This window comes from Paenibacillus paludis (assembly GCF_042610515.1).
GTDB lineage: Bacteria > Bacillota > Bacilli > Paenibacillales > Paenibacillaceae > Paenibacillus_AQ.
In genome coordinates this window covers 194,324-207,616 of record NZ_JBGJZP010000009.1, presented here as the reverse complement: position 1 = coordinate 207,616, position 13,293 = coordinate 194,324, and the positions used below count along the sequence as shown (strand labels likewise).

16 protein-coding genes are annotated in these 13,293 nt (G+C 49.9%); 2 read left to right on the top strand and 14 right to left on the bottom strand.

Annotated elements, in window-relative coordinates; genetic code table 11:
* Positions 1-12: 12 nt before the first annotated feature.
* Positions 13-831: a serine/threonine protein kinase gene (locus ACAN56_RS19180; RefSeq protein ID WP_379145032.1), complete on the top strand. Its 819-nt coding sequence runs from the start codon at positions 13-15 to the stop codon at positions 829-831.
* Between the two features lie 4 nt (positions 832-835).
* Here the strand turns inward: ACAN56_RS19180 and ACAN56_RS19175 are convergent, their stop codons facing one another.
* The 8 genes from ACAN56_RS19175 to nifH form a co-directional block, all read right to left on the bottom strand.
* A complete protein-coding gene (locus ACAN56_RS19175) occupies positions 836-1,084 on the bottom strand; it encodes a hypothetical protein (RefSeq protein WP_379145029.1) in 249 nt (82 codons plus the stop codon).
* A 297-nt stretch (positions 1,085-1,381) separates the two neighbouring features.
* Positions 1,382-1,885 (bottom strand): pyridoxamine 5'-phosphate oxidase family protein, encoded by a 504-nt coding sequence (locus ACAN56_RS19170; protein WP_379145026.1) that lies wholly within the window; start codon positions 1,883-1,885, stop codon positions 1,382-1,384.
* Positions 1,885-2,598, bottom strand: a complete 714-nt coding sequence (locus tag ACAN56_RS19165) for a type 1 glutamine amidotransferase (protein ID WP_038599445.1) — start codon at positions 2,596-2,598, stop codon at positions 1,885-1,887. The genes ACAN56_RS19170 and ACAN56_RS19165 overlap by 1 nt, the downstream gene beginning before the upstream one ends.
* A gap of 1 nt (position 2,599) precedes the next feature.
* Positions 2,600-3,025: a hypothetical protein gene (locus tag ACAN56_RS19160; RefSeq protein ID WP_038590022.1), complete on the bottom strand. Its 426-nt coding sequence runs from the start codon at positions 3,023-3,025 to the stop codon at positions 2,600-2,602.
* A gap of 43 nt (positions 3,026-3,068) precedes the next feature.
* Positions 3,069-4,457, bottom strand: coding sequence for a Fe-only nitrogenase subunit beta (gene anfK / locus ACAN56_RS19155; RefSeq protein WP_379145023.1), 1,389 nt, complete (start codon positions 4,455-4,457; stop codon positions 3,069-3,071).
* 70 nt (positions 4,458-4,527) lie between these two features.
* On the bottom strand, positions 4,528-4,878 hold the full coding sequence (gene anfG / locus ACAN56_RS19150) for a Fe-only nitrogenase subunit delta (RefSeq protein ID WP_379145020.1): 351 nt from the start codon (positions 4,876-4,878) through the stop codon (positions 4,528-4,530).
* An 18-nt stretch (positions 4,879-4,896) separates the two neighbouring features.
* Positions 4,897-6,456, bottom strand: coding sequence for a nitrogenase iron-iron protein, alpha chain (anfD, locus tag ACAN56_RS19145; RefSeq protein ID WP_379145018.1), 1,560 nt, complete (start codon positions 6,454-6,456; stop codon positions 4,897-4,899).
* Positions 6,457-6,598: 142 nt separating this feature from the next.
* Positions 6,599-7,426, bottom strand: a complete 828-nt coding sequence (gene nifH, locus ACAN56_RS19140; protein ID WP_038590008.1) for a nitrogenase iron protein — start codon at positions 7,424-7,426, stop codon at positions 6,599-6,601.
* A gap of 442 nt (positions 7,427-7,868) precedes the next feature.
* Between nifH and ACAN56_RS19135 the strand changes: the two genes are divergently transcribed.
* A complete protein-coding gene (locus tag ACAN56_RS19135) occupies positions 7,869-8,102 on the top strand; it encodes a ferredoxin (RefSeq protein ID WP_038599442.1) in 234 nt (77 codons plus the stop codon).
* A 168-nt stretch (positions 8,103-8,270) separates the two neighbouring features.
* Here ACAN56_RS19135 and ACAN56_RS19130 read toward each other — a convergent pair whose 3' ends face one another.
* From ACAN56_RS19130 to ACAN56_RS19105, 6 genes are all read right to left on the bottom strand, one after another.
* Positions 8,271-8,669 carry a NifB/NifX family molybdenum-iron cluster-binding protein gene (locus ACAN56_RS19130; RefSeq protein WP_052092004.1) on the bottom strand — a complete coding sequence of 133 codons (399 nt, stop codon included), beginning with the start codon at positions 8,667-8,669 and terminating at the stop codon, positions 8,271-8,273.
* Positions 8,669-9,985, bottom strand: coding sequence for a nitrogenase iron-molybdenum cofactor biosynthesis protein NifN (gene nifN, locus ACAN56_RS19125; RefSeq protein WP_379145015.1), 1,317 nt, complete (start codon positions 9,983-9,985; stop codon positions 8,669-8,671). The genes ACAN56_RS19130 and nifN overlap by 1 nt, the downstream gene beginning before the upstream one ends.
* The gene (locus ACAN56_RS19120; RefSeq protein WP_038590002.1) at positions 9,972-11,339 is read right to left on the bottom strand and encodes a nitrogenase component 1; all 1,368 of its coding nucleotides are present in this window, start codon (positions 11,337-11,339) and stop codon (positions 9,972-9,974) included. Before ACAN56_RS19120 ends, nifN begins: the two co-directional genes overlap by 14 nt.
* A 676-nt stretch (positions 11,340-12,015) precedes the next feature.
* On the bottom strand, positions 12,016-12,183 hold the full coding sequence (locus tag ACAN56_RS19115) for an N-acetyltransferase (protein WP_379145012.1): 168 nt from the start codon (positions 12,181-12,183) through the stop codon (positions 12,016-12,018).
* Positions 12,184-12,233: 50 nt separating this feature from the next.
* On the bottom strand, positions 12,234-12,500 hold the full coding sequence (locus ACAN56_RS19110) for a hypothetical protein (protein ID WP_379145010.1): 267 nt from the start codon (positions 12,498-12,500) through the stop codon (positions 12,234-12,236).
* Positions 12,501-12,686: 186 nt separating this feature from the next.
* A complete protein-coding gene (locus ACAN56_RS19105) occupies positions 12,687-13,262 on the bottom strand; it encodes an acyl-CoA-like ligand-binding transcription factor (protein ID WP_081966167.1) in 576 nt (191 codons plus the stop codon).
* Positions 13,263-13,293 lie beyond the last annotated feature (31 nt).

Genomic DNA, 13,293 nt, shown 5'->3' with positions numbered 1-13,293 from the left:
GGTAACATCAACGTGTACAAATATCTAAAAAGCTTCCTGCAGGCATGGGCGGACTATCCGCTGGAGAAAGGCAGTTCTATCGGTAAGCGGTACAGAATTATAGCGCAGATTGGCGTTGGCAGCTACGGAATTACCTACCGGTGTAGGGACGAACAGGAGCAGCAGATTGTAGCTGTGAAGCAGGCCAAGCCGAGCAAGAAAGGAATCGGGCAAAAAATGCTGGCCTGGGAACGGGAGGTCATTTCACAGCTGGAGCATCCCTTCATCCCGGCCTGCCGCAATTATTTCAGCGAGAACCGCTCCTATTGGCTGGTGACAGATTATGTGGAAGGCAAAACGTTAGAGGATCTGATCTTTGCAGACAGCCGGACTTTCGGAGAACAGAACACGGTGAAGTGGACACTGGAGCTTATGGAACGTGTGCAATATGTTCACTCAAAGGGTTTTGTTCATCTGGATATCCGTATTCCAAATGTGATTATGCGGGGTGAAGACCTCTATCTGATCGACTTCGGATTAGCTGCGCCGATCGGCGGCAATGACACAGCAGCCCGGCAGCAAACACAAACAGGCTTCAACAGCGTAACGCCATCGAAGCCTGCAACCATACAAGGTGATCTATTTGATATCGGACATCTGATGCTGTTCATGCTCTACTCCCGTTTCAACCCCACATCCGGTGCAGCTGAAGGCAGCTGGATGGAGGAGCTTGAGCTCTCACCACAGCTGGAGCTTATTCTCATCAGGCTGCTCGGTGAAGGTGTACCTTATCAGAGCACCTCCGAGTTTGTCTCCGAACTATCGGCAAGCCTCCCGGGGCTTACGTCTTAACCGCTCAGCTCGAATGGCTGCCGTATCTATTCTTATAATATTTATGCCCTTTATGACCGCTGCCATGACGGTAGTCCGAAGAAGAGCCTCCCCGGGATCTTGGTCTGTCACTGCTGGAATGACGGGAATACTGTATTTTCTTATCGGAGCTGGAATGACGGCCATATCCTTGCTTTCCCCGTTTGCTGCTGGAGTGTTTATGCTGGGAATGCTCAACGGAATGAATCACTTTTTTCAGCAATTTCTTAAACATACCATCGCCTCCTCTGTAAATTGGCCGGACCACTTATGTTCGTTTCAGGATACTACATGTATATGCAACAAAAAAGCTGGGGTTTAGAATATACTTAAAATTAGAACATATTTTTTGCCCTAGTGCAAATTTACGGAGTATCGGTTAACCCGAACCCGGAAAGATAAAGAGCCCCCTTTAACAGGAGACTCTGGCATGTACGCGTCAGGAATTCCGCCATCCATATGTGATTGAGTGCAGGGTACTCCTGCTAAAGTGAAGCTCCGGACTTATGCTGTATACTGCCGGAACGTTTACTCAGACAGCCGCATTTTCCTTGGCCGTCAGATGAACCGGAGTCAGCCGGTAGACGGCTACTCCGTTCCCATCCATGGAGGACCTGTATTTCGCTACCATACGTTCCGACATTTCCTGCTTATAGAAGCCCGGTGTATACTTCTCCAGAATCTTCTGAAGGACTCCAGCTGCCTCACTCATATCGGTAACCTTGGCTGCTTCACCAAACAGCATCACACTGAAATATGCGGTATCTGCCTTGCAGGGGACCGGATCAATCAACGTGCTGTCTTCCCGGTACACGGTGAAACTTACTGCCGGATGCTCCGCGAGCAGACGCACTTTTTTGCCCGAACCCATGCCGTGGAAATATACAGAGCCTTGATGCCATACATAATTGACCGGCACGGCATAGGGATAAGCATCCCCGCCGATTCCTACAATGCCAATTCTTGCGACAGTCAGGAAATCCACGATTTTATCCTGGTCGCGGCAGTCCCTTTGCTTATAGCTGATATGCTCCATCAGGACCTGCTCCTCCTTTCCTGTTCGCTGAGCCGGTTCAAAAACTCCGCCATCCAGGTGTTGTTCAGCACGATATATTCCGGATGAGCGAGCATTCCCCCCGCAGACTGCACATAGGCAGCAGGCTGCAGCTCACTCCTGTATTCCGCAATCAACTGCTCCAGCATCGCTCGTGTAGTCTCCAGATGGAATTGGAATCCGAAAACCCGTTCGTTGTACATAAAGAGTTGATGAGCGCACGCATCGCTTCCGGCAAGAACCTCCGCCTCGGGCGGCAAAGAGCTGAAGGTGTCATAATGCCATTCAAACACGATAGAGGTTTCAGAAAAAAAAGAGAAAAGCGGGTGTTCCCGGGCTTTGGCACTCCAACGTACCGGCAGCCAGCCGATTTCAGGCTCACGGTTTGCCGTTACCTGTCCGCCGATCACATCCGCAATAAGCTGGGCTCCGAGACAAAGACCGATCACTATCTTTCCGGCAGCAATGGCAGAACGGATGAACAGCTTTTCTTCAGCCAGCCACGGAAAGCGCTCCTCTTCATAAATATTCATGGGGCCGCCAAGGATCAGCAGCCAATCAAAGCTGTCCACAGCCGGTAGCGCACCCGACTCGTGGAACAACGTATGCGTAAGACTGCATCCCTGCTCACTAGCCCAGGCCAGAATACTGCCCGGGTCCTCCATAGCTACATGCTGCAGATAATGGATTCGCATCTCAGCCAACGGCACCAGCTGCTCTCGCCAAGGATATCCTGCCCGGATCAAAGAGCTGCCGCACCTTTTCACACATGGTCAGCACACGGGTTGAATCCTCCGGCTTCGGTGTGCCATGAAAATAATCATCCAGCGAACAGATACCGAAAATAAAATCCAGCGACCGGATCTCCTTATTCAGCTCTTTGGGAACATCAATGACAGATTCCACTGCATTCATGAGACAGATATAATTGTGATTCAAGGGCATGATCCCATATAGGTGGCATAAGGCGACAAGGTACCGTTCCAGCGCAACAGAGCCAACATTGAATACCAGGCTTAGCCGCTGTTTTTGATGCAAAAACTGCTCCGCACGGCGATGATATCCCATGGCATCCCGATAATTTTCTTCAAATGCCTCTACATCTGTTTCCGTTACCAGCATAACGATTCACCCTTCCCGTATATAGTCCTGGGTAACGCAGGTCCTACCACACACTCAAAATCCATTCCTTGTTCTTCTTGTACTCCATATCAGTGAACAAAGTGTTGGCGATTTCTTCAGCCAGCCGGATCGCACCTGCATATCCAACAGTCGGATGACGGTACAATCCCGCGCGGTCATAGGTTGGGAACCCGACACGCACCATGGGAATATTGTTGTCGATGGCGGTAAAACGGCCCTTGGAGTGGCCCAGGATCAGGTCCAAATCCACATCCTTGTTCTTAATGCGGGTTTCAAGTTCCATCAGGTCGGCGTTCAAGACGATTTCCATATCGAATTCCACGTTTTCCTGCAGCGCCTTTATCCGGGGATCATTCTTATAGGTCGTGTTGTCGTCACCCAGCAGCAGAAGGACGGGTTTCATCTCCAGATCAATACAGAACTCAGCCAGACCGATAACCAGATCGGGATGTCCGTAGATCGCTACCTTCTTGTCGGCGAGGAACATGTGCACAAGATCAGCCAGGGCGTCGATGGCTACCCCGCGTTCACGGACTAAGGATTCCGGAATCGCTTTGCCCGTTAATTGTTTGACATTCTGCAAAAAGGTATCTGTATTGCGGATACCGATCGGAGTAGGTCCGATGACCGTCGGTATATCAAATTCATTCTGGAGATACTTGGCGGCTTTACCGCCTTCGTATTTATTGAGCGCAATGGTACCCAGTGCGTTGGCCGTTCCGGCCAGATCGGCAATCGTCGTATTGCCGTGCGATTCTCCGCTTTTATCCGGCATTATCGGAGAATCAAAGCTTTCTATTTCAAACAGCACCGTCGCATCCACCTGCATTTCGGCCAGCAGGTGCTTGAGTGCCGTCACATCTCCGGGATTAACCCAGCCAGTGATCAGATTAAGCTTGCCGTTCGGCTGGTCCTTTTGGGCAAAATACTTCACAAAAGCTTCCACAGCCACATCATACCCGCTCACCTGGCTGCCCACAAAGCTCGGCGTATGAACCGGTATCAAATGCACCTCGCGGCCGGCATACTTCTCCGCCAAAAGCCCGCTATTAAGCTTCAAAATCACACCGTCCACATCGTCACCGATGACTTCCGTGGAACAGGTGGTGATGATCGGCACCACCTTAATCTCCGGGTATCGCATAAGCAGGACATCAACTGCTTCTTCCACACGGTTTAATGCGCCGAATACCGCTCCATCCTCATGCACGGAAGACGAGGCGAGTAGAAAGTTATCCTTGAAATGCTGCGAGAACAGCAGGCGGACGAACATTACGCAGCCCTGCCCTCCATGAACGATTCCGATACAATCCTTGATTCCGATACTGGCATACTGCGCGCCTGCAGGCTGGCAAGTGAATATCGGATTAATAACACCGCCGCGTTCCTTTCGAACGATTTCACAAGTCATAGTATTACCCCCTCCGATTATTCATGTGCGCGTCCACCTTGACTGGACCTGTTGTAGAGCTGACGACGAATTAATATTGCTTGACGGTCAACTCTTTGTTCAGCGATCCGGTAATGGTTACATAATCGATCCGTTCCTTCAGCCCTTGCATCAACAGCTTAATTTCCGTTTTGTCCAAAGCCGCAAGCCACGAGAACCGCTTCTTGTACTCTTCCGCCAGAATTACGGCATCTACCCAATAGCAGCGGTCTGCGGGGGTTCCTTTGTCCACGGGTTCATCGCACAGAATCTGCATGGTCTTTGAAAGAACGCCCTCGTTCTGCTTCTCCCTGTCCCAGGTGCGGGAATGAAACTGCCATAAACAATGCTTCAAAATATAATTTTCCAGCTGTGCAACTCTCTCTTTCATCAACTCTTCCATGGGCTCTCCTCCCTATACCTAAACGCCGGCAAGCTGATTTTGCAGATGCGGATAGGTTTTGGTCCGCAGTTTGGATACCGAATCATACCCGCCTGTATATTGTCTTAACGTTACAGAAGACCGGATTTCTTCGCTCAAATTCGCATCAGAGGTCATCCGCTGGGTAGCAAAGCCTTTATCCGTCGGAATCGCATCCTTACTGATATCCAGGGCGGACAGCTGATGAATCGGCGAGTAGATCGCATTATAAATATCGCGGGCAAATCTGACCCAGCCTTCATAGCCTTTGTAAGGACCATTATGATAGGCATGCGCATTGAGATAAGGAACACGTACTTTCTTGGCCACTTCGCCCGGACGTTTACCGGTTAAAATGATGTCGGGCTTAAGCATCTCCAGAGCTTCCAGTCCTTCAAGCTCGTTCGGATCATCTATCGCAAGCGCACCCGTATCACAGCGGGCAATCCCCTTTTCCATGTCGCCCTGATGGCCGAATTTCGTATACATGGAGACAACCTCAAGTCCCATTTCCTCATGAATGACATTCGCCCAGTGCCAGAGCTTGGACCCGCCCGGCCAGAGACATACTTTTTTGCCTTGCAGGCGTTCCTTGTACCAGTCAAGCTCCGGCTTCCATCTGGCAGTTTCCTCATCGATAATCGCCTGTGCCCGGTCCTCTATGCCGAAGAATAATCCGACTTTGCGGAGTGATGCCGACAGCGGCTCAAAGCCAAATCCGTCAATGTCGAGACGCGGTATTCCATATTTCACCCGCAGCTCGTTGCAGATATATTCGGCGGAACGCGCACATTCCAGAACATTGAGGTGCGCTCTATGCATCGCTCTCAGATCATCGTAGGAGCCGTTTCCGGTAAAGGTGGACAGCACCTGAATACCCATGGTTTTGAAATAATCAACCATAACCTCCTGGTCTCCCTGGATGTTGTACTCGCCGACATAATTGATTACATAATCGCTGGTGATTTCAGGTTCCACCGTTCCTACCTTCTGCTTGATCCAGGCGATATTAATGATATGATGGCCTCCGGATTGGCTTGGACCCGCGAACCCGGGAGAATTACAGACGAAGATATCAACTTCAGGCATTTCATCCATGACTTCCTGGGCAACCGCGCCGATGTCATCACCGATTAACGCCGTGGCACAGGTAGAGTAAATCGTCATCCGTTTGATTTCAGGAAAAGCCTTGAACGCTTCAATGATATTTTTCTTGAGCAGCCCTTCCGCTCCGAATACGATATGCTTTTCTTTTACATCCGTCGCAAACGTGTTCTTGATCTGGAAGTTGTCATTATCGCTGATGTAGCGTTTGGTCTGCCAGGTATCATAGGTACAGCCCACCGGACCATGACTTAGATGGATAACATCCTTCATCGGCGTGCCGATAACATGCTTGGCTCCGCAGTAGGCACAGCCCCGTTCAGAGATCGTTCCGGGAATAGTGTTGAGATACCCTTCGGGAAGAGCTGACGTCAAATCCTCACCGGGACCTTTGATCACTGCATGCTGTCTCCGTTCAGGGATGCACTCACTGCACTTAAATGTATGATGCGGCATAATCATTCCTCCTAAAAAGTTTTGTGAGCATTTACTTCCTGAGTCACTTCGAACAAAACTGGCTTCGAAAGCATACGCTAAGTTTTATGGAGCATTCCTTCCTGTATTTCTTCGCAATAACTCTCGCTTCGCAAGCATCCGCTTAGTCGCCAATTCCGTATTTAACAACCATCGCTTCCAGCTCATCCATACTCAGCGGCTTGGGAATTACGAAGCTCTCATTTTCGAGGATTTTACGTCCCAGCTCTCCATATTCATGCGCCTGATTGCACTCCGCATCATACTCAACAACCGTTTTTTTGTTAAATTCAGCTTTTTGCACAATATTGTCGCGGGGTACAAAGTGAATCATCTGCGTGCCGATGGAAGCAGTGAATTCTTCCAGAAACTCTCTTTCCCGGTCCACATTCCGGCTGTTGCAGATGACACCGCCAAGGCGGACACCGCTTTGCTTGGCATATTTCACCAGACCTTTACAGATATTGTTCGCCGCGTATATAGCCATCATCTCGCCAGATGCCACGATGTACACCTCTTGTGCCTTACCGTCACGGATCGGCATTGCGAATCCACCGCATACTACGTCACCCAGTACATCAAAAAATACAAAGTCCAAATCTTCAGTGTAGGCTCCATTGTTCTCCATCAGATCAATCGCTGTAATAACGCCGCGGCCGGCACAGCCGACTCCCGGTTCAGGACCGCCCGATTCCACGCACTGGATACCCAGATAGCCCTCCTTGACTACCTTCTCGGTGGTGATATTTTCTGCACCGTCATCACGGAGCATATCCATCAAAGTTTTTTGATTCATCCCGCCAAGGATCATCCGGGTGGAGTCAGCCTTTGGGTCACAGCCGTGGATAAATATTTTTTTGTCGTGGAAATAAGCCAATGCCGCCGCTGTATTCTGTTGTGTAGTCGACTTCCCGATTCCGCCCTTACCGTAGATTGCAATCTTTCTCGTCATTTCTCCACACTCCCTTTGAATTAGTCTGAATCTGTTGTTGCTCTGGAATTGACTAGATCATAACAAAATTGAAAAAGCTGTCAACGGCATAGACGAACTATAATCCAGGCATATCTATTATTCATTCGCAAACAGACATTTGTAACCGTTATTTTTCCGATATTACATGACATATATAAAATAAATCCCGAACAAATTCGTAACACACATCTGTAAAAGCGCAATCATTTTCATGACAAGTACACTTTTGTAATATTAGAGTCAGCTTATATGACACATTCGATGAACCTACTGTTAATTCGTCTGTTTTACCGTTGTGATTGGTCATTGAGGGGATGTAAAATGACATGTATAGGAATGTTGTAGTCCTTAGGAGATATGTTATTTGACAGATCTTCAGGTTTATTACGGAGTTCATCAAAAAACAGAGGAGAGAAAAACCATGAGTCAATTTGCCAGTGTCAACCAGGAGGCCTGTATCGCTTGCGGCGCCTGCAACTCCGCAGCTCCTGACATTTTCGATCTGGACTACAGCGGAATTGCCGGAGTGATCTATGAAGGAGACAAGAATCGGGGCATAACAGCCATTGAACAGGATCTGCACGAAGAATTGCAGGAAGCCTTTGACAGCTGTCCAACCCACTGCATCCAGATTGCCGCCATTCCTTTTGCCTAAAGATTCATTTCATGATCGTGCCCTCATAAGCAGAAACGGGTGCCGCCCTTGACAAAGGACAGCACCCGTTTTGTGTTCTGCTATTCGCTCAACCGCCGGTGAAACTCCATCTGTTCGATTGCACAGATGCCGTCACCGACTAAAAAGGGGTCCAGCATACTTTCGCCATCATAATAGATGATCCGCTCGCCCCAGTCCCTGCCCCCGTTTCAAAGCTTTGACCAGCCACAGGGGCGGACGCTCCTTCAGCATCCGCCCTAGTTGTTCAAGCTGCGGGATAATCTCGCTCCCCTGTTCGGACTGCAGGAGGATAATGCCTGCTTTCAAGACTGTTTTAGTGGCATCACCGCCAATCTTCACTACTAATAAAACCGTACAATCCTGAATAAGATCCACCCTCTGCTGGAATTTATCGCATTCCTCCGTCTCCGGCTGCGGGGCCGGAAGCGGCCTTGTCTCCAGCAAGCGGTATCCCTTCTCCCCGAAATCAAAAATGGAAAATGATGTGCACTGCCCGAAATGACAATCCAGAGCTCTGCCCTCGTTGGACGCAAAGGCTATCTTCATCAGCTGATCCTCTCCTTGCTATTCATAATATTAGCGATTTGGTTCAGCAGATCGGCCGTTCCCCGGTAACCAACCGAAACGTTGGCCGGTGACCCAAAGCGGTTAAAGACAGGGAAGCCCAACGGAAAGTACGGAATGCCGTTCTTAAGCGCGGTCTGCTCTCCGTATGAATTGCTCAGCCACAGGTCGGCACCCCCGGCGGCCATCCGCTCCAGATCCTCCAGATCGCCAACCTGCACCGCTTCCGGGATCACAGCCACAGCCGGTGAAGCGGCGGAGATGACCGCGCCGAAGGACTTGATTCCGAGTTCCGAGAGACATTGGTACAGCGCAACCAGATGATCGGGCTCAAGCGCGGCAAGAATCCGTTTCCCTCTAAAGACCGAACGGGTATCCAGCAAGCAATCGAGCAGGAACTGCCGCTGCCAGCGGTATTTATTCTGTCCTTCACTCTGGCTGAACTGCCGGAGGAACAGGAAGAATTCATCACTTTCCCGCAGGCCGGTTACACCGTGAAACATCTGATAAGGGATTTGCAGTTCCTCCTGCAGCAGTCTCGCACAAGGCTCCATCGAGCTGCCGATCGCAACCGTATACGTGCTCGTAAGCATCTCCCGTAAATAATCCAACGGAATGCCTCCCCGGGAGAGTGCAGTATGCCCTGTCATTAAATGCCCGGTGAGCGAGGAGGACAAATCCGGCAGGACGATAACCTCGATGTCAAAAGAAGCTATCATTTCCTTCAGCTCCATCACATCCCCCGGTGTCAGATGAGATCCCGGCAGCAGATTGATTCGGCCCCGCTTCTTCTTCCGTGACAGCCTTCCGCGACTTCGGATGACTTTTTGGATCACGGCAAACACCGTTTTGGCATAACCCGATTCCAGAGAGCCCTCATAGTCGGGGAGGTACAACCCGCACATCAGCTTATCTTTGAACATCTCCTTATGCTGCCTGTAATAAGTTTCAGCGGTTCCCAGTAGATCCTCGCCCACTACCTCTGTCAGGGAGGTGCCTATCAGCGCGACAACATCCGGATGATGCCTCTCCATGACCAGCCGGATCATCTCGCGGATGCCATCCCCACCCCCAAAAATCAAATTCTGCTCATGGATGGCAATGTTCTGCAGCGAAATCGGTTCGCGGAAATGGCGGGATAGCACCGTTTTCACTGATTCCGCGCAGCCCTGTGCACCATGCAGAACCGGTACGGCACGGTAGATCCCTTGTAGCGCAAGCACACCGCCAACCGATTGGCTGGTCTGAAAGGGATTGACAGACAGCGGCTTCGAGGCTGCTCTGTCAGCCTTGTCCATAGCTTTCCACCTCCCACGGTGAACGCCGGCGGATTATTTTCCAGATGGGCTGCTCAAGGGTATCCATTAGACCCTGAGCAAATCTTCTAACTCCATCATAACCGGCATATCCCCCATGCTGCTCTTCATCGATGTTCATAAAAGGAATCCGTTCCTTCAGAGGCACAAACGCATTGCGTCCGCTCACGATCATCAGATCGGCCTTCCGTTCCCGGTACAGCTTAAGAATCCGGGTTTCATCGCTTTGGACGACCAGTAGTGTGTCCTCATGAATCCTCTCTTTGATCCGTGACAGATCCTCCTGTGCATTCTGATTCGTGCCAATGGCGGCGATTTTGATCCCCAGCTCATAGAGCAGCGAGATATAGATCCAGCTTTCGATGCCGTCGGTGAACAGCACAACCTTTTTGCCTTTGAGCGATTTGTAGCGGCGGAGGATTTCCTTATTAAGGCGTTCCTCTTCCCGGCGCATATAGCGGTGCAACTGTTTGTCCAGACCCTCATCCTGAAAGTGGAAGGAGAGCTGCCGCAGGGAGAAGCGAATCTCCCGGGAGCCGCAGAACGAGCCTTCAAAATAAGGAATACCGAAGGAGTCACGCATTTTCCGGGCCAAGGTAACCATCGAGCGACTGCACACCAGCATATTCAGTTTGGCCTGATGGGCCGAGCGCAGCTCGCTGAACGTACATTCGCCGGCAATGCGCGAGATGACACGGATCCCTATTTTGGATAGCATAGCTTCAATTTCATGTCCTTCTTTGGAGAAATGATGATCACCAATGAGATTAATATCAAAAGGGGTTAATTTTCTGGGGTCTGAATCACAGGTTCCAATGACTTTTTCGAACAGCGCTTCGCCCGCCTGGCGGTTTCCCATATTACCGCTCCCCGTGAGTCCCGAATTATGCAGCGGAATGATAGGTATGCTCCATAGACTCTCGGCTTTGCGGCACACCGTATCCAAATCTTCGGCGGTGAGGATCGTAATGCAGGTGGCATATACGAATATACAGGGAGGACGATAGTGCTCCACGATATAGTTTATAGCTTCAAACAGTTTCTTTTGCCCGCCGAGAATAATATCCATTTCCGTAAGCCCCATGGAAAATCCGAACTTCGACAGCGGCCCTCCCGGCATACCGGCTTCCAGCATGCTCCAACTGTTCTGAAGACAGCCGGATGTTCCGTGTACCAGGTGCGCGGCATCAGAGATAGGAAGCAGAACAGCCTGGGAGCCTTGAAATACACAACCCTTTGTGATCTCGCCAGGGCTCGGTGCGGCACAGCCTTTAGCAAACTGGCGGTTGTGCTCACAATCAGGCTCAATGTACAGATTCGGGATACCTTTGGGCATTGAACACCCCTCCTTCTTCTATTTCGCCTGCATAAAATAGTTGAGGTAACGCGTGCTTTCCAGCAGTTGCTGGTCAATATTCCAAATTTATTTATTTATATTACTTTTATTCTAAATATAGTTCAATCTCAAAACGCGCACTCAGGCACATTGTCATTGTGCATGTTATAATTTGTGACAAACATATTACATTAAGCGTTTCCAAACAGGTTTTGTTTAGGTTTTCCGCGTGATCCCGGCAGCAGATTGCATATGTTTCTTGACATATTTCTCGAGAAATCCATACATTCACTGCGTTAAGCACACCTCAGATATTGTCCCTTCTGTGAACAAACGCCGATAACCCGCTCTACGATCCTTAATCAAATGCAAAAAAACTTCTGTGTGATCCGCTCTTAAAGAGCACAAATCACAAGAAGGTTAACCTGCAGCAACAACTATTTGATTGAACTTAAGATCTTTCTATTTTGGGTTATTATCGTGACTGCGGTGAATGTTTGGACTTCCGGCCGCTGTTGTCTGCAGATTTCTTGATTTTATTCCGCTCTTCGCGGTTGAAATCCACAGACAAAGGCGGACGCTGTCGCTCCGTAAGTATCCAAACTTCCCCTCCGTCACTTTCACCCTTTTTTTAATTTTCCAAGTTCAATCTATATAGCACTCAATCAAATTGAATCTACATCTCCAGCAACAAGAACATCATTTCGTGTTCTCCATTGTTATTTACGAACTCCCCTGCCGGCTTAAAGCCAAGACCGGTATACAAAGCAATGGCCCGCTGATTAAACGCGGCCACGCTTAATCTGAATCGCTCAGGGCCGTACATCCGCCGGGCAAATTCCATACCGGACTCCAGAAAATCGCGCCCTTTGCCTCGTCCGGTGAGTTCCGGCTTTAAGCAAGACCGATATCGAGCGCTCTGTCACCTATGTATAAACCCTCACGGATTCCACCGGGAACCTGCGCGTAGCGCCCGTAACAGAAAAACCCGGCCAGTTCATTCTCAGGGCTGATCACAGCATAATAGGAGCCGTCCAGCAGTTCCTGAATGTCTTCAGGATCGTCAGACAGATTGTACATCGCATACGGCGCTTCATATCTCCATTTTACAATTTCCCGCGCATCCTGCTCTTCCATGAGCCGGATTGTATAATGCATCATCTCATCTCTCCTTTACAATAAACAGCCACTTATCCTCTACCTGAGTTTACACGGTTTACGGTACAGAAATAAACCGGCGGGTCAATAGCTAATTTGAAAACATTAACAGCCCTCCGGCAAACCGAAAGGCTTGGTGAAACCCTACTTCTCCACAAAAAGAAAGTACCTCTAAAAAGAATTAGTTGCTTACAACGGCAGTCCGTCCTCCAGCTTGCTCAGCGCTTCATCCAGCACTGCCGCGAAATCCTCTTCCGGGTGTTCTGCATAATGGAGCATGACCGAGATGTTCACACCGATGACCGCTCCCGCAAAAGTGCGAACTGCGAGATCATTCGGCTGACGGCCAACACGCCCCGCTACCATCTCCGCAATCAGCTGCATCATTTGCGTCATGCTGTTCATCATCGCTGACCACAGCTCGGGAATCGCAATCACAAGCTGATTCCGTTCGCGCATCGTAGCCAGCTCATCTTCAGACATATCAATCACCTCGGACATCATGGCGTTTTTGAGCGCCTGGAGCGGACTAAGTTCGGGCGGCTGTGCCTCAAAGGCAGACACGAGCAGAGGATCATAATTATCACGGGTCAGCACATCCTCCTTGCTTGAGAAGTAGCGAAAAAAAGTGCTGTAGGAAATTTCAGCAGCTTCGGCAATCTGTTCCACAGTGGTTGACTTATAGCCTTGCTCACGGAACAGCCGCAGGGCATGCCGTTGAACCTCTGCCATGGACTTCGCCTTTTTACGTTCACGCAATCCCATGTTTCGTTTCCCGCCTGTAGGCATAGTACAC

What these genes read in the sequence shown, in the direction of transcription:
- ACAN56_RS19115 (WP_379145012.1), bottom strand. Translation starts at nt 12,183, where the DNA reads ATGGAATTTGCCCGGCGGATGTACGGCCCTGAGCGATTCAGATTAAGC.
- nifN (WP_379145015.1), bottom strand. Translation starts at nt 9,985, where the DNA reads ATGGACAAGGCTGACAGAGCAGCCTCGAAGCCGCTGTCTGTCAATCCC.
- ACAN56_RS19120 (WP_038590002.1), bottom strand. Translation starts at nt 11,339, where the DNA reads ATGCCCAAAGGTATCCCGAATCTGTACATTGAGCCTGATTGTGAGCAC.
- anfK (WP_379145023.1), bottom strand. Translation starts at nt 4,457, where the DNA reads ATGACTTGTGAAATCGTTCGAAAGGAACGCGGCGGTGTTATTAATCCG.
- anfG (WP_379145020.1), bottom strand. Translation starts at nt 4,878, where the DNA reads ATGGAAGAGTTGATGAAAGAGAGAGTTGCACAGCTGGAAAATTATATT.
- ACAN56_RS19175 (WP_379145029.1), bottom strand. Translation starts at nt 1,084, where the DNA reads ATGTTTAAGAAATTGCTGAAAAAAGTGATTCATTCCGTTGAGCATTCC.
- ACAN56_RS19165 (WP_038599445.1), bottom strand. Translation starts at nt 2,598, where the DNA reads ATGCGAATCCATTATCTGCAGCATGTAGCTATGGAGGACCCGGGCAGT.
- ACAN56_RS19105 (WP_081966167.1), bottom strand. Translation starts at nt 13,262, where the DNA reads ATGGGATTGCGTGAACGTAAAAAGGCGAAGTCCATGGCAGAGGTTCAA.
- ACAN56_RS19130 (WP_052092004.1), bottom strand. Translation starts at nt 8,669, where the DNA reads ATGAAGATAGCCTTTGCGTCCAACGAGGGCAGAGCTCTGGATTGTCAT.
- ACAN56_RS19110 (WP_379145010.1), bottom strand. Translation starts at nt 12,500, where the DNA reads ATGATGCATTATACAATCCGGCTCATGGAAGAGCAGGATGCGCGGGAA.
- ACAN56_RS19135 (WP_038599442.1), top strand. Translation starts at nt 7,869, where the DNA reads ATGAGTCAATTTGCCAGTGTCAACCAGGAGGCCTGTATCGCTTGCGGC.
- nifH (WP_038590008.1), bottom strand. Translation starts at nt 7,426, where the DNA reads ATGACGAGAAAGATTGCAATCTACGGTAAGGGCGGAATCGGGAAGTCG.
- ACAN56_RS19160 (WP_038590022.1), bottom strand. Translation starts at nt 3,025, where the DNA reads ATGCTGGTAACGGAAACAGATGTAGAGGCATTTGAAGAAAATTATCGG.
- ACAN56_RS19170 (WP_379145026.1), bottom strand. Translation starts at nt 1,885, where the DNA reads ATGGAGCATATCAGCTATAAGCAAAGGGACTGCCGCGACCAGGATAAA.
- anfD (WP_379145018.1), bottom strand. Translation starts at nt 6,456, where the DNA reads ATGCCGCATCATACATTTAAGTGCAGTGAGTGCATCCCTGAACGGAGA.